Here is a 24,221-nt window from a genome sequence, read left to right as displayed (position 1 = left end):
ACAATTCCTCCTTTATTTTTTCGGAATCCGAGCTTGGAAGACGAACTTCCCGGCACCGGACATGTCGATCTTCTTGGCAGCGTAGGATAACTTCTTGCCATTGCCAATAGCAGTCAGATGTAGCGTCATGGTGCTTTGCCGCGTATCCATGGCAACCCATTTGGGTAGTGGATAGTTCTTGGCGATGTAGCTCATCACGAAGCTGATCGGCACGGGCAATGACCCCACTGAGAGCTTCTGTGCCTTCAATTTAACGTCACCAGAGGGCAACACTGTGGGCTTTAAGAGTAACACGAAGTTCACGTTAGCACCTAAAACTTTAGTTGAACCGGTAATCATGGCGTGATCCGTGACCTGGAACTGATACTTAACATCTTGCCCCTCAAGGGACTTATTGACATAGTAGTCTGCCAAGGCATTCACCTGGCGTTTATTCAGAGTCACATTGATATTGGTGGTATCCGTGTCGGGCTTGGCCGTAGAGGCCACCTTAACGCCGGACGTGGCCTTGATCCCCATGACCACAAGAATAATGACGAACAGGCTAACTAGCCCGATAAAGCCCCACTTCCACCAGTTGGTCGAAGTGGTTGTCGCGTGTCGTTTCATAAAAGATGGTGCCTCCTTACTTCATTAGCCACTGTTGGTGGGCTTGCATTTTCTTGAAGACGTAGTCAGTCATCAAGCGATACCCCTTGGCATTGGGGTGAAAGTGGTCGACGGGTGACAGATAATCATTCAGCTCGTCAGTCGCACTGCTAGCTAGGATTTGCTTCTGAAAGTTCTGTGCCGAGAGTTGCCCGTCGTTGGCCTTCTGAGCGGTGCGTTTTAACTTCACCTGTTGGGTGACTGACTTGAACTGGCCAACGGATAAGGCACGGTTGATATCGACCATGTAGAGTTGCTTAAACTTATCGGCCGTCTGTTCCGTCGCGTCGTTCCAATCGTCGACGGCATTCGTAATCTGCGCCACATCGGCAAAGTAAACGTAGATGGGATTGTAGATTGAGTAGAGATAAATTGGTGCACTAGGATTGTAGTGTCGCACCGTGTCCAAGAGATGCTTGAGCTTCTGTTGGTAGGTGGTTTCTGCGGAGTCCAGTTGCGTATTGAGGCGCGACTGTTGGTTAATGGTGACATTCTTTGTCAACGTCTGTAGCAGGTCATTACCCCCAACAGTCATCACGACTGCCTGGGCCTTTCCTAACTGCCGCTGCATGCTGGAACTCTTGACCAGCCGCGCTTCAATCTGGTCACTACGATCACCGGACTTGCCGTAATTATGCATGACGACCTTGACGTGATCCTTTTGGCGAATCATGGTCTTGAGACGGCCGGTATAGCCGCCCTGCTTGTCCTTTTGTGGATCGCCGACCCCTTCGGTCAGTGAGTCTCCCAAGGCCACGACCCGCACAACTTTCCGGTGCTGGTTAGCGGTGCCACTCTTTGTCGTCCGGACGCCGGGGTGCCAGTAGGTCAAGGCAGCCAAAACGATGAGTACCAGGAGTAAAGCGACCCCAATCACCTTACTGAGTCTTCCGATTTTCTTCATTTTAAAGTCCCCCTCGGGATAAATAAAAAGCGGTGGCTATGCCACCCCTTTTTTGTCGATGGTGTTATTTAGTTGGATCGGTGTAGTACATCAGAGCAAAGGCCCCAGGTCCCCCATGGGTGGCGATGATGGGTACCGTTTCTCTGACCAGGACATCTTTGTCCGGGAACATCTCATGCAGGTGACCCTGAATCTTGTCAACGGATTCGAAGGCCTCCACGTGAGAAATGCCAATCGCTTTGATATCTGGAATCTGTTTCATCTGTTCGTACACTTTGTCAAAGTAACGGTCGATAGTCTTCATACCCCGGCCCTTAGCTCTGATCTTCAGTTCGCCCCCAGTGACCTGGAGCACGATCTTAATGTTTAACAAAGCCGTTAGCATACCCGCAGCCCGGCTAAGGCGACCACCCTTGAGAATGTTCTCAAGCGTTACGATGCCCATAAAGAGCTTGGTGTGGTCACGGACAGCCACAGCCCGGTCTAAGATGGCTTGCTTATCGGCACCCTCTGCCGCTAACTTGGCAGCCTCGACAACTTGGAAGGCCAACGCCTGATCGGTGTATTGGCTATCCACAACGGTGACGTCGGTTTTCGATAGTTGTGCGGCCTGTTCGGCGGTGTGAACCGTGCCACTGATGGCGGCTAACATGCTGAAGCAGATGACGGAACTGCCGTCTGCCCCGAGCTTGTCGAAAGTCTCAACGAACTTACCTAACGGCGGTTGGCTCGTCTTCGGTAGGGTCTTGGACATTTTCATTTTTTCAATAAATTCTTTGTTTGTGATGGATTCCCGTTCAACGTAAATGGTGTCATCGATCATGACCGTCAACGGGATAATGGTAATGTTATAGTCTTGGATTTGCTGATCGGTTAAGCCAGCAGATGAATCCGTAACAATTTTAATTTTAGCCATGGATATCCCACTCTTTCTGACCAGAGATTTGGTTTATGCTACAATATGCGTAATGAAACATACGGTAATAGTATAGCAGAGTTACTGAATTTTTTCAGTAGTTGTTGCTAACTCACCGGGCCAGTTTGTTAAAAGTTTCAAGACTGGTCACTTAAGGAGGAGTTTGCTTGACACAAGAACGCAGTCACACCTATCAAATCGTTAATGAAGTGCTCAATGCCGTGACTCACGGCATCGGCGCCGCGCTGAGTATTGCCGGTCTGGTAATCCTAATCTTACAAGCTCATGGTAAAGGTGGGCAACTACGGATGACCACCTTCCTGGTTTACGGGATCATCTTAGTGCTATTCTACTTAGCCTCAACCCTCTTCCACGGGTTGTACTTTACCCGTGCCAGCCATGTCTTTCAAATATTTGATCATTGTGCCATCTACCTATTGATTGCTGGAACCTATACGCCATTCAGTCTATTAGTGGTTGGTGGAACCTTGGGCTGGGTCATGTTCGGGATCATCTGGGCCATGGCCATCGCCGGAGTTATCTACAAAGCGATCTGGCTAGGAAAATTTCAAAAACTTTCCACGGTGATTTACGTCGTCATGGGCTGGATGTGCTTGATGGGAATTTCACCCCTGTATCGTGGCCTCGGACCGATTGGGTTCAGTTTGCTGGTTGCGGGCGGCGTGGCGTTTACCTTGGGTGCCGTCATCTACAGCTTTAAAGGGATTCCCTTCGGCCACGTCATCTGGCATCTCTTTGTGATGCTAGGAACCGGATTGATGTACTTCTCGATCTTGCTCTACGCTTAAAAAAACGAAAAATACTAGGGAATGTTAGCCACTCAAACCAGATACGGTCATAGAGGGATCTCATTAGTTGGTTTTTAATGCACAATGTGCCCACAGACGACTGTAGGGTATTCAGGAAACATATATCCTGTCTTACTATCCTTCAACAACCCCTGTCTGACTTGCGGATTAAAGCATAGATTTCAAAAAAAGATATTAAAACGCTTGTAACCAGTTCTATGAATATCGTTGGATACTGAATGATAGAAAAAGCCGGAAAGATTTATTGGACTGGTACATACCAATTATTCAAAAGACGGTTTTGCTTTTTTGATCAAGTAGAAAGCACGTCTGTACCAATCGTACAGGTATAAATTATGGATAAATACTAAAGGAGCCTATAAGTATACATTACGATGTATGTATACTTATAGGCTTTTTGAATGCGAACGTTTCGTCCTTTGCATGTCTAAACAACTTCTGTATAGTTACGAAGTGCGGAGATAAGTGACCTACTTAGGGAGTAATACCGTGTGGAACTGGAATCTCGATGCTTATCTCCGGATTACCATGAAACATAAGTCAATAATTAGATTGGAGCACGTCAGTTGTTAACTTTATGGCATCGGCTAAATAAACGGACACTTTTTTCGATATTTGTTATCGCGTTACTTCTTCCAAGCATTCAAGCTTATCCAATACTGCAACAATTTACCCAACAATCTAATTCTTTTCACTCTTCCCCGTACACATTATGGATGGGAATTGATAGCTTTCATTTTGCTTCAATTGCTTATTACCTGGTCTTACCTCTAATAGCGGCATTGCCAGCAGCCACTTTGCTAAAAAAGGATCTAAGTAATGGTTTTTTCATGCAGGTGAAGTTGAAAAATACGTTGAAGCAAGTGCTTCGAGATTACTACGTTTTAGCCTTTCTACTAGGTGGTTTAATTGTCACACTGCCATTATTAGTCAACTTTACAGCAATTGCATTAAAGGTGCCTAGTACCTTCCCAGATAATCTATTAAACCAAAATATTTTAGTTATTAATCGAAATACCTTGCTAGTATCACTGTATTACACCCATCCATTTGTTCATTATTTGCTGAACTTAATCATGGTGTTCCTTTGGGGAGGACTATACGCCTTGTTTACGACCGCAATATCATTGAATTTGAATAATCGCTTTTTCTCCCTGAGCGTCGGATTGCTGATCCAAATGTCCTTACTGTTATTCCAAGGCTTGCATGTTACACCGTATAGCCTATCACCCGCAGACTTTCTTAAACAAACCGCGATGTCAGATATCAGTCTTGGGACAACCTTAGCCACAACCATTGTATCCATTGGATGCACAATGATACTTCTACGGTTAGGAAGGGAAAAACTCAGTGATTTATAACGTCTTTAAACAGCAGGTACATTATATTCCCCTTTATTTCAGGGCATTGGGAATTGCCAGTACCGTGATTCTCTTGATTGTTGCCTCTAAATTTATAACTATTATGAGCGAGCCAGCTGTATTCACCGGTGACGCAATGATGTTTACCACGGTATATACACAAATGTTTGGCAAGTTTGCAATCGGCCTTATCTATTTACTGGTTACCTCTTTGATTGCGATATCACATATTACCTACCGGTCCACTGACTATCTAACCGTTGGAACACGACAGACCTTATTTTACCAGATACTCGTTCAGTCTCTTCTAATACAGTTTCTCTTATGGGCGCCGTGGGCGACGTTAACGGTGGCAAGTTTCGCGAGTCTAAGAACGATTACAGATTTTCAAACTTTAGTTATTGTCTTATTAGGCCTTGTTCAGGTCTACTTTGCGCAACTTCTCTTAGTACTTATAGCTTTAATTGGATTCATGTTAACTAGAAAAAGAATAATTGGCATTTTCGTCGCCGTCTCACTCAACCTACTTTTTTTTAGTCTACATCAAGTAGGCGTTAGTCTCCCATTTTGGAAATTTATGGATTTTGAACCACCATTAGTAAAATTGATTAATTGTCTTAGTTTGTTGCCAATGCTTGGGGTTATTTCCGCGATTTTAAATGCCATTGTAAAAGGTAGGGATTATTAAGTGACCAGATTGATGTATGTACAATTCAAATACTTAGTGTCACATGTGCTTCAACGTTTTTTATGGCTTACTGGCATTTACGTCGCGACAATTATTATCTTGAAAGTACGGTTTCATGCTTATAATTCCATTTTGGAAGCCACGACGAATGGTCCAAGCTTTGAAATGATTAAGGCCGGACACCCCTATCTCCCTATTTTCTGGCTGCTACTATTAATGCTGCCCTTATTTATCATCGGTGACAGTTTTAATCAAGTTCACCAAAAGTTACTGTCGCAAATTAGAAGCCAGAGATTCACCAAAATGCAGGTAGGATTAATCAACTTATCCTTTTTAATCTTGCTAGTCTTGGGTTACATGGGGATAATCCAATTAACCACAACACTAGTTGATCTCAGTTCCCTAGGATTCACTGGTTTTTTAAAACGCAATTTACTTGAACAGTATTTGGTATTTAACTTTATCTTGTTTCTATCACTGCTAGCTATTCTTGTCGTTCAGCAGTTGTGTGGCTGGATTAACAGGATCTTCCTGTTACTGGTGCCAATCCTTTTTGTTGTCTACACTGCATTTTCAATAAATAAGCTGAATCCTTTAAATCTGACAATGGCTACAAGAAGAACGGCAATGCCTCAGGCATCAATTGTTGAGCTGATAATTTGTTCCCTACTGTTGTGCGTTGCGTATGTGTTAATCTATGGAAAATTTGAAATGAAATGAGAGAGAATAATGAACTTAATCGAATTGACTAATGTCAGTAAAGTCGTAAAGGGTCGAACATTGCTAGACAATGTCTCCCTAACCGTAAGAAAAGGTAGCATAACAACTTTAGAGGGAATCAATGGCTCTGGCAAAACCTTGATTCTAAAATCCATTTTAGGATTAATTAAAACGACTGGTGAAGTTAAAGTTAAAGGTGAACTGGTATCAGTAAGCAGTCGATTCCCGGTTAGATCTGGTGCATTGATTGAATCTCCCAGTATCATAGAAGAATTTTCAGCATTTAAAAATCTTGAACTCATTGCGAGATTACAAGGCGCCGTCAATGAAGACAGTTTACTAAATCTACTGACTAAATTTGACTTGCCTACTGATAAAAAGAATCGGGTTAGAAAGTTTTCGCTCGGCATGAAACAAAAATTGGGTATCGCGCAAGCAATGTTAGGGAACTGTGAATTAATTGTCTTAGACGAACCCACAAATGCGCTGGATGAGGAAAGTATCCAGAAACTAACCACCTACATTCGTGAGATAAACTCGATGGGATCAACATTTTTAATTACATCTCACGATCGTGAATTTTTAGAAGACATCACCTCACAGCGAATAAAGGTAAAGGCTGGCAGAATAGATGAAGAAGCGTAATTTAACAATTTATAGCCTCATAATCCTCGCAGCTTTGAGCTTAATCAGCCTAGGCGTTTGGCAATATACAAGAATAAATAGTGGGTCTAAGCATCCTGTTAGTGAAAAAATATTTTCTCAAAACAAGTGGGTAAATGCCCCACAAGTTAGGTTCAAAGTTTTAAAAGTTGTGACCTCAACCAGTGCCGATGAAAAACGCGCCACGGTTACGATGCAAATTAAGCAATTGGCCCCCGGAAATTATGGGGCAATAAAAGGAAACTCCAACATTCTCAATAGTATTTGGATTAATGTTCCGTATGGTTTTAGTAACATGAGTCAGTGGATGAAACATGTCAACGGCACTCGCTATACGATAAAAGAACTGAGCGATGGGAAGAGTAAGATCGCAAAATTCTATTTTACAACCCCTTCCTTTAATTATAAATACAGAAATGCACCTGCTCGATTAAGTATTTTGATACCAGATAATGATAAATTCAAACACTTTACAAAGTATTCTATGCTTGTGAATTTGTAAGATTCAAGCGACGTAGATGAAATGAACCCCCTGAACTGGAGAAGATCCAATTCAGGGGGTTCATTTCATTCCGACGTCATTTAATTGGCTTATTTCACGGAGCGGCGCTGGTACTGTTCGAATCGATAATCGTAAGGATTCTTCTCATTTCGGACGCCCGGTTGGGTCGCAGTCAACTCGAACTGACTGTAATCGATGGTGGGCATCCAGGTATCCCCGGCAAAGTCAGCGTCGATTACCGTTCGGTAGAGTTGATTAACGTCAGGTAGTAAGGCCGTAAAGATTTGGGCCCCACCCACGACAAAGAGTTTATCCTGGCGATGGGTCGCGGCATACTGCTGGACGGCATCGATACTTTCAAGCACGATGACCTCTGCCGGGAAGTTAGTACGATCCTGATGCGTAATGACGATGTTTTGGCGATTGGGCAACGGCCGGCCAAACGAGGCATAGGTTCGTGATCCCGCCAAAATGGTATTGCCGGTCGTGACGGTCTTGAAGAAGTGCATGTCAGCAGGTAGGTGCCAAGGAAGCTGGCCATTTTGGCCAATAACGCCCTGGTTACCCTCTGCCCATAAGAAGATCAGCATAGGTGGGTCCTCCTGTCTTAGACGGCCACTGGGGCCTTAATTGCGGGGGCTGGGTCGTAACCTTCAACTTTGATGTCGTGCATGTCGTAATCGAAGATGCTGGACTTATCCGGATTCAACCACAGTTTAGGTGCCGCTTTCGGTGTCCGGGATAATTGTGTTTTGACTTGTTCGATGTGGTTGCTGTAAATGTGGGCATCACCTAAGGTGTGAACAAAGTCGCCAACCTCAAGTCCGACTTCTTTGGCAATCAGTGACGTCAACAGCGCGTAACTGGCGATGTTAAAGGGAACCCCTAGGAAGATGTCACCACTGCGTTGATAGAGCTGACAGCTCAATTTACCGTCATTCACATAGAATTGGAACAGCGTGTGACAAGGTGGCAAGGCCATCGAAGGCATGTCGGCGGGATTCCAAGCTGAAACGATCATCCGTCTAGAATCGGGGTGCGTCCGTAGTGTCTGAATCACGTTGGCCAACTGGTCAATCGTTTCGCCGTTGTGTCCCTGCCAGGCGCGCCACTGGCTCCCGTAGACCAAGCCGAGATCACCATAGTGGTCCCCGAAGGCCTGATCGTTTAGGATGCGGTCATCAAAGGCCTTCTTTTCAGCTTGGTACTGGTCGTTAAAGGCCGAATCGACCAGTGAGCGTCGCCCGAAGTCCGTCATGTCAGGGCCGTGGTAGTCGGGGCTTTCGATGAAGCGTTGAAAGGCCCATTCGTCCCAGATGTGGTTATGATGTTGAAGGAGAAAACGAATATTGGTATCCCCTTTTAAAAACCAGAGCAATTCTGATTTGATGAGGCCAAAGGGCACTTTCTTCGTGGTCAAGAGTGGAAAACCCTCCTGCAGATTGAATCGCATTTGATAACCAAACAGACTGATGGTCCCAGTCCCCGTTCTATCGGTTTTTTGGTGACCTTCCGTCAAGACTGTCTTGGCGAGATTGAGGTAAGCCGCTTCTAACATGCTAGTCGTCTCCTTAGTCGGCGTATTCGCTGAGGTATTCCCAACGCGCCATCTTATCATCGAGCTGTTGATCCAATTGGTCTAGTTGTTGTTGGAGGTCGGCCAACTTGTCATAGTTGGCGCCGTTGGCATTCATAGCGTCCTTGACCTGTGACTTCTGGTCTTCCAAACCGTCGATGACCCCTTCGATGCCTTCCCATTCCTTTTGTTCGGCATAGGTCAGCTTGACCTTCTTCTTAGGTTTGTCAGGCGTCTCCTTCGCGACGGTCTTGGGCGCCTTCTTTTCCGTTGGTTGGGCTTTATCGGCCTTCAAACGGTCATTTAGATACGTGCTAAATCTGCCAGAATACCGGTCAATCTGCGCATTCCCATTGAAGATCAGGAGCCGATCGGCCACCTTATCCAGGAAGTAACGGTCATGGGAAACGGTAATTACGGTCCCCGCAAACTGCGAAATGTAATCCTCCAACACAGTCAAGGTTCCAATATCGAGATCATTGGTCGGTTCGTCTAGTAGTAAGACATTGGGCTGTTCCATGAGGAGCTTCAATAGGTAGAGCCGACGCTTTTCCCCACCAGATAACTTCCGAATCAGGGTGCCATGCATGAATCGTGGGAACAGGAATTGTTCCAAGAGATCCGTGACACTGACGGCGTTTCCATCCTTGTCGGTAACCGTTTGTCCAACTTCGGAAAGGTAGTTAATCATGCGCTTGTCTTCGGGAATTGGTTCGATCTGTTGCGTGTAGTAAGCCATCTTGACCGTCTCACCGATTGATACCGTGCCGGAATCCAGGGGTAGCCGCTGGGCGATGACATTTAAGAGACTGGACTTACCGGCCCCGTTGTCCCCGCTGATCCCGATGCGTTCGCCGGCCTGAATGAGGTCGCTGAAATCATTGAGAATGTGGTGCCCTCCGAGATCCAGCGTGGCGTCTTTAAGCTCAATGACTTTCTTCCCTAAGCGTTGTTGCCCCAAAGAAATGGCAACGTTGTGTTGCACCTGACGCGTCCCTACATTATCTTCCAGATCGTTAAATCGGTTGATCCGGGCCTGTTGCTTGGTCGAACGCGCTTGGGCCCCGGCCTTCATCCAGGCTAATTCCTGCTGGTAGAGCCGCTGTTGTTTCCGATCGGCGACGGCCTCCTGATTGACCCGTTCGGCCTTTTCCTGGACGTAATCCTGGTAGTTTCCGGGATATTGGTAGAGTTTCCCAAAGTCGAGTTCCCAGATCTGGTTAGCGACCTGATCCAAGAAATACCGATCATGAGTGACAACGAGTAAGGCGCCCTTGTAGGCACTCAGATACTGTTGGAGCCAGGCGATAGAATCGAAGTCCAAGTGGTTGGTCGGTTCGTCTAACAAGAGCAAGTCTGGCGATTGGATCAGCACTTGCGCTAGACCCACCCGCTTGATCTGACCTCCGGACATGGTCTTAATCGACTGTGAGAGGTCCGTAATTTTCAGTTGAGTCAGGATAGTTTTGACGTCACTCTCGGCCGTCCAGGCGTCCTCTTCGTTCATCTGGGCCTCGGCATCCAGATAGCGTTGAAGTGCCTTCTGATCCTCTGGATGCGCTCCATAAGTCGCCAGAGCGGCTTCGTAACGTCGAATAGTCTTAAAGACCGGCTGGTCACCAGAGAAGACGGCGTCCATGACCGTCAAATTCTCATCAAGAGCGGGCTTTTGCGTGAGGTATCCGATGCTGTATTCTTTAGGGGTGTCGATTACCCCGGTTTGGTCATTGCTGACGCCAGCTAAGGTGTCCAGCAATGATGTCTTCCCACTCCCATTGACCCCAATCAGGCCGATACGGTCGTGTTCGTTAATAATGAAATTTAAATTGTCAAAAAGGACCTTTTCACCATAAGTTCGGTGTAAATTTTCTGCGCGTAAGGTTTGCATACTGTCTTCACTCTCTTAGTTTAGATTCAGTTGGTGGTGATTTGATGAATTAGCGCGGAGGCGTCGTTGGGCAACTGTCCCGTGACGACTTGGAATTCGAGATCGCCGAGGGTTGCCCCCAACTGTGGTCCGGGTTGAATCCCGGCTTTGATGAGATCGCGGCCAGTCACGGCCAATTGTTTTTTATCATGAATCGGTAGTGCGGCATAGGCTTGGGTCAATTCAGCCTGGCGATCAGGGGCGCCGAGAATGACGGCGACCTCGTTGGCCCGCGTTAAATTAGCCCCACCTTGGTAAAGCTGCCAGGCATTGAGCGCGCCTTGGCGGAGGTGTTGTGCCGTCTGGCTGGCGTTTTGAACGGTGGCGATGGTCTGGTTGGCCGTCTTCCAGTGCTTCAGAAATGGGGAGATGGCGGCGGCTGCCAGGTCGAACTGCGTTGCCAGTAGTGTCCAGGCTGTCTCCGCATCACTTACCCCCTGGGTCAGACGTTGAGTCAGATCGTTTAACGCGTCCTCGTGCACCGCAAAGTCAGGACAATGTTTCCATAAGCCCGTCGCCATGAATGGTTTCAGACCGCGTTGCGGTGTCTGACCGGTGAAGAGCTTGAGTAGCTCCATCTGAGTGCGTTCAACGGCAATCTTGGCGAGTAGCTCGGCATGATCGGTGATGGCCGTTAACGTCGGTTCGACAATGGTAAAGTCGAGTTGACTAGCGAAACGAACGGCCCGCATCATGCGTAAGGCGTCTTCGTGGAACCGTTCCTGAGGATTGCCCACCGCCCGAATCTGATGGGTCTTCAGGTCGTTGAGGCCATCAAAAAGATCGATGATTTCGCCATCCTCCCTCATTGCCAGGGCGTTGATGGTAAAGTCCCGCCGCTTGAGGTCTTCTTCTAAGGAACGAACGAAGGTTACCTGGTCCGGTCGTCGGAAGTCGGTATAGGTTGATTCCGACCGGAAAGTTGTGGTTTCATAGCCGGTTCCGTGGTCTAAAATCATAACCGTTCCGTGTTCGATACCGGTATCGACGGTGCGGTGAAAGAGCCCCTTAATCTCGTTGGGATAGGCACTGGTGGCGATGTCAACGTCGTGAATAGGTTTCCCTAAAATAGTGTCACGGACACTGCCACCAACGAAGTAGGCCTCGTAGCCCGCGTGCTCGATGGTTTGTAAGACGGGCCGTGCCAGCTCGAATTCCTGTGGTAAGTGGTTCAATTGCATGTTTTCCGTCACCTTTCCAGCCGATAGTAGTCGGTAATGCTCTATATGCCAGTCTAACAGATTCGGCCGCAGAATTGAATTCAAAGACGGCGTCCTTTTGGACGAACTGAATTGATTGTTGACTAGGGGTTGCAACCGCGGGTTTTGCGGTTGTGATTCGAAGAATGTTATAAGTTAAAGTAATTATTGTGTTCTAACTTATTAAAAAAGATGACCCCGTGGTCACCTTCCTCGTGTGTTAATCTTCCTGATAACCCTCTAGCATTAGCGCCATCTCTTCATCATCTGGCACAACCTTCAGGTAAGCCGTTAGCAACTTTACCACTTGGTCAGTGGCCCCTTCTTCACGGTAGAAGTAGATGACTGGTTTTAAGAAGTCAGCCTGGTCCATAAAGAATGGTGTCGCGGCATCGTAGTACTTTCTCGCCGCATCGTAGTCCTCTTGGTGCTGCGCCGTCACTGCCAGGTTCCAGTACAGTTGTGGGTCGGCATCCTCACTCGCCAGATATGGCTTGGCCAGTTCGGCATTCTCGTCCCAACGTTCCTGCTTGACGTAGAGATTACTGAGCTGAATCACGGCTCCTAAATCCTCGCTATCCAGTTCGTGTCCCTTCTTCAGGTAACGTTCCGCAAGCTTCTCATCGTCCAATTTCGTCGCCACATGCGCCGCCTGGAGCCAAAGCTTCTCGTTATACTGGTCGACACCTAAACCTTCCTGGAGGCTCTTCAGGGCCTCAGGAAGCCGGTTCTCATCCTCCAGTGCCTGTCCCAGATAAGGATAGAGTGAGGTGTAATGAGGATCACTGTCCTTCAGTTCGTCAAATAAGGTGATTGCTGTCGTCCGTTCCTTCAGCTGGAGGTAGGTAAACGCCGTTTCAAATTTGACGTCCGGGGTCATATCGCCCGGATGAATCTGTTTAAGATAGCCGATCGCCTGTTCAAAACGACCCGCATTGGCATAGGCCACACCCAAACGTTCAACCAGGTTCACCTGAGAAAGTGTCGTCGTTCCGCTGGTGATCAGGTCAAGGTATAAAGGAATGGCCTTCCGGAACTCGCGCATGGTAAAGTACAACTCGGCCAAGGCAAAGGTGATCACAGGCTCGTCCGGCGCTAATTTTTTAGCCGTCAGGAGCTTCTGCTCACTCACCTCAAAGAGTTCTTGGGTCTGATACAAGTCGGCCGCAACCATCAAAGATTCCACATAGGCTGGGGAATCCGGATTGACTTGGTTCAAGTAGTCCAGGGCCTCATCATTCTTGTCTTCATCGATGGCAATATCCGCTAGGTTGGTCCGCAATTCATCTTCGTCCGGGTACTTCTTCAGCAGCTTCTCGTAGATTCGCCGCGACTGGTTCAAGAAACCCAGTGAGTAGAGTTCCTCCGCCAAACTAAACAGGGTATCATCGTCGTCATGGCGTAGCGACAAGGCATACTGCTTCTTAAAATCCTCAAGCTGCCCCTTTTCCAATTGGTCAAGTGCCGTTTGTGCGTAACTCATAACCCGCCTCCATTTAATCTGCTCATTAGGTGCAGCCCTGTCACAGCCACCCCTATTTCGTTAAATTCACTAAAATTCACAACGCATTTAATTATACGCAATCCCAGCAAACATGGAAACCATAAACACTCAGTCCAGCGCAAATTTTGGGTAATAAAAAACCAGACCGACAAGAGTCGACCTGGTCCTTTACCGATTAAATAATGAAGAGTCATTATTTAACAGCATCCTTTAAAGCTTTACCTGGCTTGAATGCAGGTACTTTGCTTGCAGGGATTTGGATTTCTTGTCCAGTTTGTGGGTTACGGCCCTTACGAGCTGCACGTTCACGAACCTCAAAGTTACCAAAGCCGATCAATTGAACCTTTTCGCCTTTAGCTAACGTTGCTTGGACAGAATCGAAGACTGCATCAACTGCAGCCGTTGCGTCTTTTTTAGTTAAACCAGTTGCAGTTGCAACGTCGCTAACCAATTGTGCTTTGTTTGCCATGTTTGAATTCACCTCCTGCAAAGAAGATTAGATGATTACCATCTAGATCATTTTTGAGTGGTCCAAAAATGATGAAACAAATACGGTCAGCCGCATCATTTCTTAATCAAAGATAGCACAGGAAGCCTTATATGACAAGGGATAACGGCATTTTTTAGTAATAAAACGTCGAATATTAAGAGTTTTCGGTGAAAACTCACCAAAATCCCCCTTAGAGCCGGTCTAAGGCCCTTTGTCTTACTTTCTTGCGCGTTCGATCAGATGAAGGGGTGTCCCTTCGAAATCGAAGTGTTCCCGAATCTGATTTTCCAAGAAACGTTCGTACGAGAAGTGCATCATCTTCGGATCGTTGACGAAGACCACGAAGGTTGGTGGGGCCACGGCGACCTGCGTCGCGTAGTAAACCCGTAGCCGTTTCCCGTTATCCGACGGTGTTGGATTAACGGCAATGGCATCCATCACCACATCGTTCAGCGTGGATGATTGAACCCGCTTGTTGTGGTTTTCTGAGACCCGTTTGATCAGCGCTGGTAATTGTTCCAGTCGTTGACCGGTCTTAGCGGAAACAAAGATAATTGGCGCATAACTCAGGTATTGGAACTCCAGTCTAATCAAGTTCTGGAAATCCGTCAGCGTGTGGTTATCCTTCTTCAAGGTATCCCACTTGTTGACCAGGATAATGATCCCGCGTCCCGCCTCATGGGCGTAACCGGCAACTCGTTTGTCCTGTTCGCGAATCCCTTCTTCGGCATTCATGACCATCAAGACAACGTCAGAGTTATCGATGGCGCGCATGGCCCGCATCACACTGTAGCGTTCCGTGTTTTCGTAGACTTTCCCACGTTTCCGAATCCCCGCCGTATCGACCATGGTAAACTTCGTCTTGTCCGCGGTAAATTTGGTATCGATGGCATCACGCGTGGTGCCGGCAATGTCGGAAACAATCACCCGGTCTTCACCAAGAATGGCATTCACCAAAGACGACTTCCCAACATTGGGACGGCCAATCAGACTGAAACGGATCGTGTCATCTTTGGGCGCACCACTGTTGTCAGGGAATTCCTTCACAACAGCGTCAAGCAGGTCCCCTAAGCCCAGTCCGTGTACCCCAGAAACGGGGTATGGATCGCCAAATCCTAAGGCATAGAAGTCGTAAATGGACTCCCGAACTTCGGGGTTATCGGCTTTGTTGACGGCCAGGATAACTGGTTTGTCGGCCCGATACAAGATCTTAGCAACTTTTTCGTCGGCATCGGTCACACCCTCAGGGGCACTCACGATAAAGACAATCACATCGGCTTCTTCAACCGCGATTTCGGCTTGTTGGGTAATTTGACTCATGAATGGTTCGTCACCGAGGTCAATTCCCCCGGTATCAATCATCCGGAATTCGGTTCCCAGCCACTCGGCACCGGCATAAATCCGGTCACGGGTGACACCTGGCGTATCTTCAACAATCGAGATGCGTTCACCGGCAATCCGGTTGAATAACGTCGACTTCCCCACGTTGGGGCGGCCGACAATGGCAACTACTGGAAATGCCACGACAATCCCTCCTTTAATTTCAAATAGTGACGAAAAAAGGTCTGGAACGAAACCAACAAAAGTTTCGCTCTAGACCCATTTCAACCAAACGTATTAGTTGTTTTCGTTATCTTCCATATCTTTCTTTAAGCTGTCACCAATCAGGTCGCCTAAAGAGAAACCAGTGCTTTCTTCTGGGGCGTTAGCCGTTGAAGTTTCAGCAGAGTTCCGGCCGTTACGACGACGGTTGTTACCGCCATTGTTCCGGCTACGGTTGTTGTTACTGCTGCTCCGGTGTTCGCCAGCATTGCTGTCATCACCAGATTGTGGCTTTTCTTCAAGAGCCTTGATTGATAAGGCTAAACGGTGGTCGTCAGGACGAACGTCCAAGACCTTAACCTTGATTTCTTGACCAACCTTCAGAACGTCAGCAGGCGTTGCGATGTGTTGGTGAGAAATTTGGGAAATGTGAACTAAACCTTCAACGCCAGGGAAGACTTCAACGAAGGCCCCAAAGCTAGTCAAACGCTTAACAGTTCCGTCCAAGACACTACCTTGTGGTGCCTTTTCTTCGATACCATCCCAAGGTTCTGGCAAGGTTTGCTTGATGGAAAGGGAAATCCGGTCACGGTCTGGGTCTACAGACAAGACCTTAACCTTAACTTCTTGACCCACCTTCAAGACATCGCTAGGCTTTTCAACCCGTTCAAAGGCGATTTCTGAAACGTGAACCAACCCATCAACGCCACCAAGGTCAACGAATGCACCGAAGTTGGTCAAACGAGCAACCTTACCTTCGACAATGTCGCCGGCGGTCAACTTAGCCATGATTTCGGCCTTTTGAGCTGCCCGTTCCTTTTCAACGATTGCACGGTGAGATAAGATTAAACGGTTTTCGCTAGGTTCGATTTCGATAATCTTAAATTCAAGAGTTTGACCCTTGAATTGAGAAAGATCTTCAACGAAGTGGTCGGATACCATGGATGCAGGAACGAATCCACGCACACCAGCATCAACGACTAACCCGCCCTTAACCACTTGGGTAACAGGGGCAGTCAACGTATGACCAGCTTCGAATTCCTTTTGGATGTCGTCCCAAACCTTACGGGCTTCCAAACGACGTTGTGACAGTAAGTAACTGCCGCCTTCCTTATCGGTACCGATGCGAGAAATTACGACGAGGTCCATAACGTCCCCGACTTTAATTACAGTATTAATATCATCGACTGGCTTAGTGGATAATTCCTTCTTAGGAACCACCCCTTCAATCCCAGTGTCGGCAATCCCGACGATTGCTTGTTGGTCATCATCAATTGCTAAGACTTCACCCTTAACAACGTCACCAACTTTAACGGTTTCGATGCTGTTTAAAGCATTCAATAAATCGTTGTTTTCATTGTTTTGACTCGTGCCATTTTCACTCATGCGAATTTTTCCTCCTTGCGACAACTCTATATACTATTCTAGCCGATTACGCCAGTAAAAGCTAGTAAAATGCCTATTTCTCTAGGGATTCTTTTTCTTGAATAATTTCAGCGATTCGATCGGCAACTTGTTCGATGGACATCGACGTCGTATCAAGCCGAATCGCGTCATCTGCCTGGGTTAATGGTGAAATTTCCCGAGTGGAATCTTTCCGGTCCCGCTCCTCAATTTCATACTTCAGGGTCGCCAATGGTGTGTTAATCCCCTTAGCCGCATTATCCTTCAAACGACGTTGCGCGCGTTCATCGACGCTCGCTACCATGAAGATCTTCACTTCGGCGTTGGGAAGAACGGTCGAGCCAATGTCGCGCCCATCCATGACAATGCCCCCGGCATCAGCGATCTGCCGTTGCCGTTCCGTTAACTCTGACCGGACCGCAGATAGTGCGGATACTTGAGAAACAGCGTTTGTGACATCTGGTTGGCGAATCGCCAACGTTACTTCAGTATCATCCACAAAAACCTTTTGTACGGGTTTCCCGGGTTCAAACCGAATCACGATGCCGTCTAACAGCTTCTTGATAGCCGCCTCGTCATCTAAAGCAACCCCAGCCTGTAACGCCTTCCAAGTGATGGCGCGATACATCGCCCCGGTGTCACAATAAATGTAGTGAAAACGTGTTGCGACAATCTTGGCAACCGTACTCTTACCAGCCGATGCTGGTCCGTCGATTGCGACTTGCAAACCTTGTTTATCCATGAAAACCAAGCTCCCTATCCAATTTTAATCATTTGCTTATCTAACCCGTAAGCGCTGACCCGGATACAATGATGAACCCGAGGAAAGGCCGTTGAGTTCCAGCAACTTGTCTACCGAGATACCAGCGTTGGTCGCTACTCGATAAACACCTTGGCCAGATTCAACGGTCGTGTACTTGGCACCAGCAGTGGTACTACTACTGCTACTCGTGGTCTTGCTAGACGATGAAGCCGCTTGACTTTCTTGGGTAGCCGAAGAACTGCTAGTCTTCTTTGCTGAACTAGCAGTCGTCGTTGACGTTGAGTTCTTCTTGCGACTACTGGTCGTTGAGGAAGACTTTTTGCTGGCTGAAGACTTGTGCTTAGCCGCCTTAGACGAGTGAGATGAGCTCGTCGCCACATTCTCCGTATTCTCAGGCCGGTTAACCGCGCTCTGTCGTGCTAAACCATAAACCAGTGAGGCCGCCGCAATCACGATGATAATGGCAACGAGAATAATCGTCACCATCGTGTTGCTGTGATTCTGCCGCCGCATCTTTGATCGCGACAGGTTACCCTGATCGTCGCGATCATCGGCAAACGATTGATCCCATGGATGGGATTCTTGCTCCTTTGGTGTTTGATCGTCACGCTTTTGACTCATCATCTAACCTCCCAGAAAAACTTTCACCCGTAATTGTACCATATCGACAACCTGAATTCTCTAAAATCTTCTTAAAATAGCTGTCGAAGCTGGTCACGCCACGCGATCTCAGGTTCTGCGGCTGTCGCCACTGCCGTTTCCGGTAGATTCAGCGCCGCCAAATCGAGTGCCACCTGCTTAGGGGCACAGCAGTGCTCATGATGGGAACCCTGCTCATCGAAGGCCTGTAACCAGTTCTGACGCAGGCAATGGGGCTCTCTGACATAACTCAGCATCTGAGCCAGGGCCCGGTTACGCTCGCGTTCACGGCGGGTAAAGAGCCGCACTACTGCCGCCTCACTGATCCCGTGATTGCGGTAAAATTCCAGCAGATGAACGCCCGGATCAGCCACATCAAACGCCTCTGGATGTGCGTAGTAGTCATGGACGGTGACCGCTGTGGGCCGATTAGCCTGCCCCAACATTAAGGGAAGTTGTTCATCCCCCGACGCATACAACAGAACCGCCAGACTCGGTTCTCCGTCACGGCCGGCTCGCCCAATCTCCTGGGCATAGCTTTCCATATCTGCCGGCAAATGATAATGAATCACATAACGCACGTCATTCTTATCGACACCCATGCCGAATGCACTGGTGGCACAGATGAGATCCAGCTGACCAGCCATGTACTGCTGCTGAATCTTGAACCGGGCTTCGTTGTCCAAACCAGCATGGTAAGCGGCAACGACCTTGCCCGTCTGCGACTGCAACCACAAGGCCATGTCACTGGCGAGCTGCTTGCTAGAAAAGTACACGATTCCTGGCCCCGGCAACTTTGCCACTAACTCGGCCAGGCGAGCCTGCTTTTCCGTGCCATCCCCAACGTCTTCCACATCGAGAAAGATGTTCGGCCGATCCACGGACGTCGCCACCACCTGAGGGTGACACCGTAACTGATGGGCAATCTCCTGTCGAGTCGTCTTGCCTGCCGTGGCCGTTAACATTAAGGTTCGGGGCATTCCCAACTTTTCGCGAATCGCCCCCAGTAAGAGGTATTCTGGGCGAAAGTCCGGCCCCCATTGCACGATACAGTGGGCCTCGTCAATAACCAACAGGCTAAGCGTTAACTGACGAAGCTGACTGAGCATCGTCGGCTGGGAAAGCATCTCTGGTGACATGAAGAGAAACTGGTAATCTCCCAGATGACGTAGGATCGCTTGCCGTTCGTCTCGTCCGGTTAGCGAGTTAATGGCCGCTACCCGGCGAAACCCTGCCATGTGCATCCGGTCTACTTGATCATTCATCAATGATAATAATGGAGACACGATCAGGACACAACCCGAGTGACGATAACCGTAAAGCTGATAGATTAAGGTCTTACCCGCGCCGGTTGGTAGAACTGCCAACACGTCCTGTCCGGAATCGAGGTCTCGCAGAGTCTCTTCTTGACCCGTTCGAAAGTGGTCAAAGCCAAAGACCTGTTTAAGACTCGTTGTTAACGCCGTCACTCAGAACGCCCCCTTTCTCAATCCAAATGGCATACAACCGAAAGTAAAAGAAATCATACCGAGCCTGCAAGTCAGCCGGTAAACTGGTATATTGCCAGTCATCAATTGCTCCCGTTAGATTTTTAGCAAAAAGTTGGCATAGTTTGGGCGTTAGGATTTGCTCATAGGGGAAGTCTACCAGAGGCAAAAAGATGGCCGCCTCTAATAAATGCTCCCGTACCGTACTGAGCTTAATCCGCCGTTGGGTAGCCACCTGATCGAGATCCCCCGTCTGCCGGACTGCCTCTAGAGTTAACTGAGCACTACGGGTCACCGGTGATTGCCACAAGCTACTCAGCAAACTGGTAAATGGGGTCTGGTCCACTCGCGCATCCTGACAGATCTGCATGAGACCATCCAGCTGCATGAGTGTGACCTCCCAGGCCGTCCGTTGTTGCCGCTGAGCAACCTGCTCACGGGTCAGCCCGGGGTGCTGATACCCGGTCAATAGACTTGTCGTCACCGTCGCTACGGTCTCAGGCAACTGTTCTAAGGCGTGAGTCAGGGCCTGCAGAATTTGCTGGCCCAGCCGATCGGACTTTTCTCGTTGAAACCAGGCTCTGACTGCTTGGCGAGTCGCCAGATCCGTGGCCAGTGGATAGTAGCGCCGCGTGGCATGGGTATACTCGCTGACAACTTGGACGGCCAACAGTAAACGTTGTCGTGCGGCCATCAGGTCCAATTGGATCCAGGTGTCGGCCGTTTGTGGCTGATAATACGTCCGCTGGGCGGCAATGACACCGGTAGGCGTCAGCCGCAGCTGATCATTCTCTTCGTCTAGCGTCGCTAAACCGCCGGTAACTAGCGACCGGGCCGCGGCATCCAAGCCCCCTCGATCGAGGGACTTATCCAACCCAATGAGAGGCAAGAGCTGATAGCGCTGCCCCCAATAGAGCGTTGAGACTGTCTTTTTCCCACGAAGGAGGTTTTCGATCACCCGCAGACGCCGCGTTTGTTGTGGGGTCAAAACCTGAATTAAATCCGCCGCTTCCAAAAGACCATCTCCTCATATTGCTTAATTTTACCATAGAAAAAGGACTGACAACCGCCAGTCCCTCGTTTACGTGTAATTGTTTATGTGGTCCTTTATGACAGCGTATGCTTAGCCATCCACGGCGCCAATCGGCGATTCAGGGGAATGAAGAGCACCCCGAGCACAATCCCCTTAATCAGGTTAAAGGGCACCACGCCCAGCAGAACTAGCTGCTTCACTGGCAGCCCCAGGTTCATGTGCCAGACTTGCAGGTAAAGTGGCGTAATGACCCACCAATTTGCCAATGACAACACCACCGTTAGACTAACCGTTCCGACAATCACCGCGAGAATATGGCGACCAATCGAGACGGTATGTTGTCGCCGCAAAACGGCACTGATCGGTAACACATAGGCCACGTCCGCAATAAAAGCCGTCATGACGCCGATAAAGTTCATAATGTCCATCCCAGTCGTCACGAAGTAGAGCAATTCCTTCAAAGCTGCAATCAGAATCGCTCCCGTGGGCCCGAAGACCCCAAGTCCAACCAAGACGACTAAATCACTAAGATCGAGCTTCATATACGGTACGATCGGAATAATTGAAACCGACATGAACATGAGAATGTAGGCCACCCCCGCAAACAGTGACATTTCCACCATTGCCCGAACGCCTAGACCCTTGTGAACATTTTCCATAATTCTGTTCCTCCTTGCGGCCATCTCAGTGGTGCGACCACGAAAAAAGATCCCACCACAGAAGGGTAAGACCTTGGCTTTACGCAAACATGAGCCCACGCAAAGAGCAACGTCTCATCTTCTGCATACCAGACTTTACTGTCGGTTCCGGAGTTACACCGAATCAACCGCTTAACACGGGTCGCGGACTTTACCGCCGGTCGGGAATTTCACCCTGCCCTGAAGATGAACCATAAATTATTTGACACCATAAATATACTAATACTGCGTTGATCTGTCAATCATTTGACTTAGGCCAAATCCGTCAATCGACGCAATTCCTTAACTTCTTCGGGCTTCAGATAACGAGAATCCCCGGGATTAAGGCCCTTAAGCGTCAGTTTAGCGTATTCCTCGCGCTTCAACTTTTCAACGGGACAACCCACACTGGCCAACATCTTCTTGACCTGATGGTTCTTTCCTTCATGGATTGTCAGCGAGACAATCGCCGTGTGCTTCTTGTCATCGGTGCTCAACACCTTAGCCTTGGCGGGTGCATAGGTGACATTATCCACCTTGACCCCTTGGCGGAGCTGGCGTAAAGCATCGTTGCTTGGAATGTTCGTGACCTTGGCCACATAGGTCTTCTCGACCCCATAACGAGGGTGAGTCAACCGATTAGCGAGTTCACCATCATTGGTCAGTAGTAGCAAGCCCGTCGTATCATAATCTAAACGACCCACGGGATAAATTCGTTGGGGAACGTTTTCGATCAGATCGACCACCGTCTCCCGGCCCTTTTCATCATTAGCCGTTGACACCACCCCACGGGGCTTATACAACAGCACATAGGTTGGTGCTTCGCTAGAAACGGGCACACCATCAACTACGATTTCATCGTGAACGCCAACCTTGGTTCCCAGTTCCGTCACAACTTCGCCGTTAACCCGAACTCGGCCGCTCATGATAAGCTTTTCCGACTGACGCCGTGAGGCCACCCCGTCGTGGGCTAAAACTTTTTGTAATCGTTCCATTTATTTGTCATCTCCTGCTTGATTGAGTTGTTGATTGAAGGCTTTTAAAAAGATATCGCCACCGTCGTCATCCGTATGTTCGCCAGCCGTTGCCGCGGCAGGCAATGGTGGTAGATCCGTCAGTTCTCCGAGACCAAAGTAATCTAAGAAATAGGCACTTGTCCGATACACCTTCGGTCGACCGGGTTCGTCCAACCGTCCGGCATCTTCGATCAACCGGCGCAAGACCAGTTTCTGAACCGTTGACGCACTCTGGACACCCCGAATCTCATCAATTTCGATTCGCGTAATCGGCTGGCGGTAGGCAATAATCGCCAAGACCTCTAAGGATGCCGGTGACAGACTCGTACTGAGTGGATTCTCAAAGTACCGTTTGATGAGATCACCCGCCGCGGCCTTAGTCACCAGACGATAGGTGGTTTCATTGACCATCAGCTCCAGGGCTGAGTCCGCGTCATCCCGGTACTTCTCCGCCAGTCGTTCTAGACTGGCTAGAATGGCTGGCCGTAAAAGACCGGTTGCCGCGGCTAAATCCGCCACGGTGATCCCCTCGTCGCCACTCACGAACAAGAGACTTTCAATTTGTGCCAGAGGTGACATCGGTGGCATAACTTCCTTTCGCTTTCAAAAAATTAACTTGCAGGGGTAGCAGTCGACTGGCCTGTGAGAGTGCCACTTGCCGCTGTCGAGCCAACTCCAGAATCGCCAAGAAGGTCGTGACAATCTCGTCCACCACCGTGGTCTGTCCCACTAAGCGTTCGAAGTCCATCGGCCCCTTAGCCCGTTCTAACCGGGTCAGAACCACCTGCATCTGTTCTTTAATTGTATATTGTTCTTGCTGAATGCTCTGGGTGACTGGCCGGGCAATTCGAGCTCGCTTAATCAGTCGTGCCAGGGCCGTCTGCAAATCTGCGGCTTGAATCCCCGGTTCAACAGTTAGCACAACATCATCGGGAACGGCCATCGCCGGACGGGTGAAATGCTGTTGCCGCTGTTGCGCTCTTACCTTAAGCTCCTGAGCTGCCTGCTTATAGCGCTGATAATCCAGCAAGCGTTGGACCAGATCCTCTCGCGGATCGTCCTCTGGTGCGACATCATCGTCTGCCACCAGGGTCGGCTTAGGCAACAGCAATTTCGCCTTAATGGCCATCAAATTGGCCGCCATCACGAAGTACTCCCCGGCAATGTCTAACCTTAACACCTGCATCTGATGCAGATACGTCAAATACTGACTCGTGATGGTCGCAATACGAATATCATAAATATCCATTTCATTGGTTTTAATTAAGTGGAGCAATAAATCAAGCGGTCCCTCAAAATCACTGACCTGAATCAGTGGTTGACCGCTGGGTGTGACTTTGTCCATGTTGATACTCCCATTTTGCAATAATCTTAGCGGTTGTCAGGGTGCCCATCAACCGTTTATCCGGTAGCGCCGTTGCGAGTTGATCCAGCATCTGCCAAGTGTTTTCGGTGAGGTCCTGATCCGGTGTCAGGGTGACCAGCCGAACAATCAGGTAGTCGCCTTGAACCTCGGTGCCCACGGCCCCGGCAAAGTCATCGTGGTCGTCCTTCCACAGGTAGAGTCGCCTGCTATCATCACTCTGATACCAGGTCAACTCCCGCTGTAGCCGATCCCAATCCTTAAAGGTGGGTAACAAGCTCAGGAGTCCCATCGCAATCTTTTGATAATCGCTCCGATATTTCAGTAACATGGTCTGCCTCCGTTTAAATCGTCCCTATACTTTACCAC

At 48.6% G+C, this 24,221-nt stretch carries 26 protein-coding genes and 1 riboswitch; of the genes, 6 read left to right on the top strand and 20 right to left on the bottom strand.

From position 1 onward, the window contains the following. Positions 1 to 12: 12 nt before the first annotated feature. From EKM70_RS04840 to EKM70_RS04830, 3 genes are all read right to left on the bottom strand, one after another. Positions 13 to 609 (bottom strand): YpmS family protein, encoded by a 597-nt coding sequence (locus EKM70_RS04840; protein WP_125545781.1) that lies wholly within the window; start codon positions 607 to 609, stop codon positions 13 to 15. Between the two features lie 16 nt (positions 610 to 625). After that, positions 626 to 1,552, bottom strand: coding sequence for an SGNH/GDSL hydrolase family protein (locus EKM70_RS04835; protein WP_125545780.1), 927 nt, complete (start codon positions 1,550 to 1,552; stop codon positions 626 to 628). Positions 1,553 to 1,616: 64 nt separating this feature from the next. Next, on the bottom strand, positions 1,617 to 2,468 hold the full coding sequence (locus EKM70_RS04830; protein ID WP_125545778.1) for a DegV family protein: 852 nt from the start codon (positions 2,466 to 2,468) through the stop codon (positions 1,617 to 1,619). A gap of 167 nt (positions 2,469 to 2,635) precedes the next feature. On the opposite strand from EKM70_RS04830, the gene trhA reads away from it, so the two are divergent. The 6 genes from trhA to EKM70_RS04805 all read left to right on the top strand — a co-directional run bounded on the left by trhA (position 2,636) and on the right by EKM70_RS04805 (position 7,232). Beyond that, positions 2,636 to 3,277 (top strand): PAQR family membrane homeostasis protein TrhA, encoded by a 642-nt coding sequence (gene trhA / locus EKM70_RS04825; RefSeq protein ID WP_125545776.1) that lies wholly within the window; start codon positions 2,636 to 2,638, stop codon positions 3,275 to 3,277. 587 nt (positions 3,278 to 3,864) lie between these two features. Beyond that, positions 3,865 to 4,659 (top strand): hypothetical protein, encoded by a 795-nt coding sequence (locus EKM70_RS04820; RefSeq protein WP_125545774.1) that lies wholly within the window; start codon positions 3,865 to 3,867, stop codon positions 4,657 to 4,659. After that, positions 4,649 to 5,347, top strand: a complete 699-nt coding sequence (locus EKM70_RS04815) for a hypothetical protein (protein WP_125545772.1) — start codon at positions 4,649 to 4,651, stop codon at positions 5,345 to 5,347. The genes EKM70_RS04820 and EKM70_RS04815 overlap by 11 nt, the downstream gene beginning before the upstream one ends. A 132-nt stretch (positions 5,348 to 5,479) precedes the next feature. After that, on the top strand, positions 5,480 to 6,067 hold the full coding sequence (locus EKM70_RS11495) for a hypothetical protein (protein ID WP_225416379.1): 588 nt from the start codon (positions 5,480 to 5,482) through the stop codon (positions 6,065 to 6,067). A gap of 9 nt (positions 6,068 to 6,076) precedes the next feature. After that, positions 6,077 to 6,712, top strand: a complete 636-nt coding sequence (locus EKM70_RS04810; RefSeq protein WP_125545770.1) for an ATP-binding cassette domain-containing protein — start codon at positions 6,077 to 6,079, stop codon at positions 6,710 to 6,712. Beyond that, positions 6,699 to 7,232: a hypothetical protein gene (locus EKM70_RS04805; RefSeq protein WP_125545768.1), complete on the top strand. Its 534-nt coding sequence runs from the start codon at positions 6,699 to 6,701 to the stop codon at positions 7,230 to 7,232. The genes EKM70_RS04810 and EKM70_RS04805 overlap by 14 nt, the downstream gene beginning before the upstream one ends. Positions 7,233 to 7,321: 89 nt before the next feature. On the opposite strand, the gene EKM70_RS04800 is transcribed toward EKM70_RS04805, so the two are convergent. The 17 genes from EKM70_RS04800 to EKM70_RS04720 all read right to left on the bottom strand — a co-directional run bounded on the left by EKM70_RS04800 (position 7,322) and on the right by EKM70_RS04720 (position 24,183). Beyond that, positions 7,322 to 7,822 (bottom strand): dihydrofolate reductase, encoded by a 501-nt coding sequence (locus EKM70_RS04800; RefSeq protein ID WP_125545766.1) that lies wholly within the window; start codon positions 7,820 to 7,822, stop codon positions 7,322 to 7,324. Positions 7,823 to 7,839: 17 nt separating this feature from the next. Then, positions 7,840 to 8,790 (bottom strand): thymidylate synthase, encoded by a 951-nt coding sequence (locus EKM70_RS04795; RefSeq protein ID WP_125545764.1) that lies wholly within the window; start codon positions 8,788 to 8,790, stop codon positions 7,840 to 7,842. A 13-nt stretch (positions 8,791 to 8,803) separates the two neighbouring features. After that, complete coding sequence (locus EKM70_RS04790) at positions 8,804 to 10,696, bottom strand: ABC-F family ATP-binding cassette domain-containing protein (RefSeq protein ID WP_125545762.1); 1,893 nt, start codon at positions 10,694 to 10,696, stop codon at positions 8,804 to 8,806. A 26-nt stretch (positions 10,697 to 10,722) separates the two neighbouring features. Next, positions 10,723 to 11,916, bottom strand: coding sequence for a CCA tRNA nucleotidyltransferase (locus EKM70_RS04785; RefSeq protein WP_125545760.1), 1,194 nt, complete (start codon positions 11,914 to 11,916; stop codon positions 10,723 to 10,725). Positions 11,917 to 12,154: 238 nt separating this feature from the next. Beyond that, positions 12,155 to 13,417: a tetratricopeptide repeat protein gene (locus EKM70_RS04780; RefSeq protein ID WP_125545758.1), complete on the bottom strand. Its 1,263-nt coding sequence runs from the start codon at positions 13,415 to 13,417 to the stop codon at positions 12,155 to 12,157. A 214-nt stretch (positions 13,418 to 13,631) separates the two neighbouring features. Continuing rightward, entirely contained in the window at positions 13,632 to 13,907 is a 276-nt protein-coding gene (locus EKM70_RS04775; RefSeq protein ID WP_011667553.1) for an HU family DNA-binding protein, read from the bottom strand. A 237-nt stretch (positions 13,908 to 14,144) separates the two neighbouring features. Beyond that, positions 14,145 to 15,452, bottom strand: a complete 1,308-nt coding sequence (gene der / locus EKM70_RS04770) for a ribosome biogenesis GTPase Der (protein WP_125545756.1) — start codon at positions 15,450 to 15,452, stop codon at positions 14,145 to 14,147. Positions 15,453 to 15,545: 93 nt separating this feature from the next. Beyond that, positions 15,546 to 16,856, bottom strand: coding sequence for a 30S ribosomal protein S1 (rpsA, locus tag EKM70_RS04765; RefSeq protein WP_125545754.1), 1,311 nt, complete (start codon positions 16,854 to 16,856; stop codon positions 15,546 to 15,548). Between the two features lie 73 nt (positions 16,857 to 16,929). Next, positions 16,930 to 17,616 carry a (d)CMP kinase gene (gene cmk / locus EKM70_RS04760; RefSeq protein WP_125545752.1) on the bottom strand — a complete coding sequence of 229 codons (687 nt, stop codon included), beginning with the start codon at positions 17,614 to 17,616 and terminating at the stop codon, positions 16,930 to 16,932. A 36-nt stretch (positions 17,617 to 17,652) separates the two neighbouring features. Continuing rightward, a complete protein-coding gene (locus EKM70_RS04755; RefSeq protein ID WP_125545750.1) occupies positions 17,653 to 18,258 on the bottom strand; it encodes a LysM peptidoglycan-binding domain-containing protein in 606 nt (201 codons plus the stop codon). Positions 18,259 to 18,329: 71 nt separating this feature from the next. After that, positions 18,330 to 19,745, bottom strand: coding sequence for a RecQ family ATP-dependent DNA helicase (locus tag EKM70_RS04750; RefSeq protein WP_125545748.1), 1,416 nt, complete (start codon positions 19,743 to 19,745; stop codon positions 18,330 to 18,332). Further along, the gene (locus tag EKM70_RS04745; RefSeq protein ID WP_125545746.1) at positions 19,720 to 20,778 is read right to left on the bottom strand and encodes a helix-turn-helix domain-containing protein; all 1,059 of its coding nucleotides are present in this window, start codon (positions 20,776 to 20,778) and stop codon (positions 19,720 to 19,722) included. The genes EKM70_RS04750 and EKM70_RS04745 overlap by 26 nt, the downstream gene beginning before the upstream one ends. A 92-nt stretch (positions 20,779 to 20,870) precedes the next feature. Further along, positions 20,871 to 21,455 (bottom strand): ECF transporter S component, encoded by a 585-nt coding sequence (locus EKM70_RS04740; protein ID WP_125545744.1) that lies wholly within the window; start codon positions 21,453 to 21,455, stop codon positions 20,871 to 20,873. 112 nt (positions 21,456 to 21,567) lie between these two features. Further along, positions 21,568 to 21,686, bottom strand: a riboswitch (FMN riboswitch). A 59-nt stretch (positions 21,687 to 21,745) separates the two neighbouring features. Beyond that, positions 21,746 to 22,468 (bottom strand): pseudouridine synthase, encoded by a 723-nt coding sequence (locus EKM70_RS04735; protein WP_125545742.1) that lies wholly within the window; start codon positions 22,466 to 22,468, stop codon positions 21,746 to 21,748. Next, complete coding sequence (gene scpB / locus EKM70_RS04730; protein WP_125545826.1) at positions 22,469 to 23,068, bottom strand: SMC-Scp complex subunit ScpB; 600 nt, start codon at positions 23,066 to 23,068, stop codon at positions 22,469 to 22,471. Next, complete coding sequence (locus tag EKM70_RS04725) at positions 23,046 to 23,834, bottom strand: segregation and condensation protein A (protein WP_125545740.1); 789 nt, start codon at positions 23,832 to 23,834, stop codon at positions 23,046 to 23,048. The genes scpB and EKM70_RS04725 overlap by 23 nt, the downstream gene beginning before the upstream one ends. Beyond that, positions 23,788 to 24,183, bottom strand: coding sequence for an N-acetyltransferase (locus EKM70_RS04720; protein ID WP_125545738.1), 396 nt, complete (start codon positions 24,181 to 24,183; stop codon positions 23,788 to 23,790). Before EKM70_RS04720 ends, EKM70_RS04725 begins: the two co-directional genes overlap by 47 nt. Positions 24,184 to 24,221 lie beyond the last annotated feature (38 nt).

The sequence above is a fragment of the Levilactobacillus lindianensis genome, from assembly GCF_003946095.1.
GTDB lineage: Bacteria > Bacillota > Bacilli > Lactobacillales > Lactobacillaceae > Levilactobacillus > Levilactobacillus lindianensis.
Note: the sequence above shows the minus strand (reverse complement) of the source record. Positions and strands in the feature narration are given on the sequence as shown.

Excerpts from the sequence above, each read along its gene's own strand:
- EKM70_RS04810 (WP_125545770.1), top strand. The coding sequence starts at position 6,077 with ATGAACTTAATCGAATTGACTAATGTCAGTAAAGTCGTAAAGGGTCGA.
- EKM70_RS04775 (WP_011667553.1), bottom strand. The coding sequence starts at position 13,907 with ATGGCAAACAAAGCACAATTGGTTAGCGACGTTGCAACTGCAACTGGT.
- EKM70_RS04805 (WP_125545768.1), top strand. The coding sequence starts at position 6,699 with ATGAAGAAGCGTAATTTAACAATTTATAGCCTCATAATCCTCGCAGCT.
- EKM70_RS04755 (WP_125545750.1), bottom strand. The coding sequence starts at position 18,258 with ATGAGTCAAAAGCGTGACGATCAAACACCAAAGGAGCAAGAATCCCAT.
- EKM70_RS04790 (WP_125545762.1), bottom strand. The coding sequence starts at position 10,696 with ATGCAAACCTTACGCGCAGAAAATTTACACCGAACTTATGGTGAAAAG.
- EKM70_RS04740 (WP_125545744.1), bottom strand. The coding sequence starts at position 21,455 with ATGGAAAATGTTCACAAGGGTCTAGGCGTTCGGGCAATGGTGGAAATG.
- rpsA (WP_125545754.1), bottom strand. The coding sequence starts at position 16,856 with ATGAGTGAAAATGGCACGAGTCAAAACAATGAAAACAACGATTTATTG.
- EKM70_RS04830 (WP_125545778.1), bottom strand. The coding sequence starts at position 2,468 with ATGGCTAAAATTAAAATTGTTACGGATTCATCTGCTGGCTTAACCGAT.
- cmk (WP_125545752.1), bottom strand. The coding sequence starts at position 17,616 with ATGGATAAACAAGGTTTGCAAGTCGCAATCGACGGACCAGCATCGGCT.
- EKM70_RS04720 (WP_125545738.1), bottom strand. The coding sequence starts at position 24,183 with ATGTTACTGAAATATCGGAGCGATTATCAAAAGATTGCGATGGGACTC.
- EKM70_RS04795 (WP_125545764.1), bottom strand. The coding sequence starts at position 8,790 with ATGTTAGAAGCGGCTTACCTCAATCTCGCCAAGACAGTCTTGACGGAA.
- EKM70_RS04785 (WP_125545760.1), bottom strand. The coding sequence starts at position 11,916 with ATGCAATTGAACCACTTACCACAGGAATTCGAGCTGGCACGGCCCGTC.
- EKM70_RS04725 (WP_125545740.1), bottom strand. The coding sequence starts at position 23,834 with ATGGACAAAGTCACACCCAGCGGTCAACCACTGATTCAGGTCAGTGAT.
- EKM70_RS04835 (WP_125545780.1), bottom strand. The coding sequence starts at position 1,552 with ATGAAGAAAATCGGAAGACTCAGTAAGGTGATTGGGGTCGCTTTACTC.
- EKM70_RS04840 (WP_125545781.1), bottom strand. The coding sequence starts at position 609 with ATGAAACGACACGCGACAACCACTTCGACCAACTGGTGGAAGTGGGGC.
- EKM70_RS04800 (WP_125545766.1), bottom strand. The coding sequence starts at position 7,822 with ATGCTGATCTTCTTATGGGCAGAGGGTAACCAGGGCGTTATTGGCCAA.
- EKM70_RS04735 (WP_125545742.1), bottom strand. The coding sequence starts at position 22,468 with ATGGAACGATTACAAAAAGTTTTAGCCCACGACGGGGTGGCCTCACGG.
- EKM70_RS04780 (WP_125545758.1), bottom strand. The coding sequence starts at position 13,417 with ATGAGTTACGCACAAACGGCACTTGACCAATTGGAAAAGGGGCAGCTT.
- scpB (WP_125545826.1), bottom strand. The coding sequence starts at position 23,068 with ATGTCACCTCTGGCACAAATTGAAAGTCTCTTGTTCGTGAGTGGCGAC.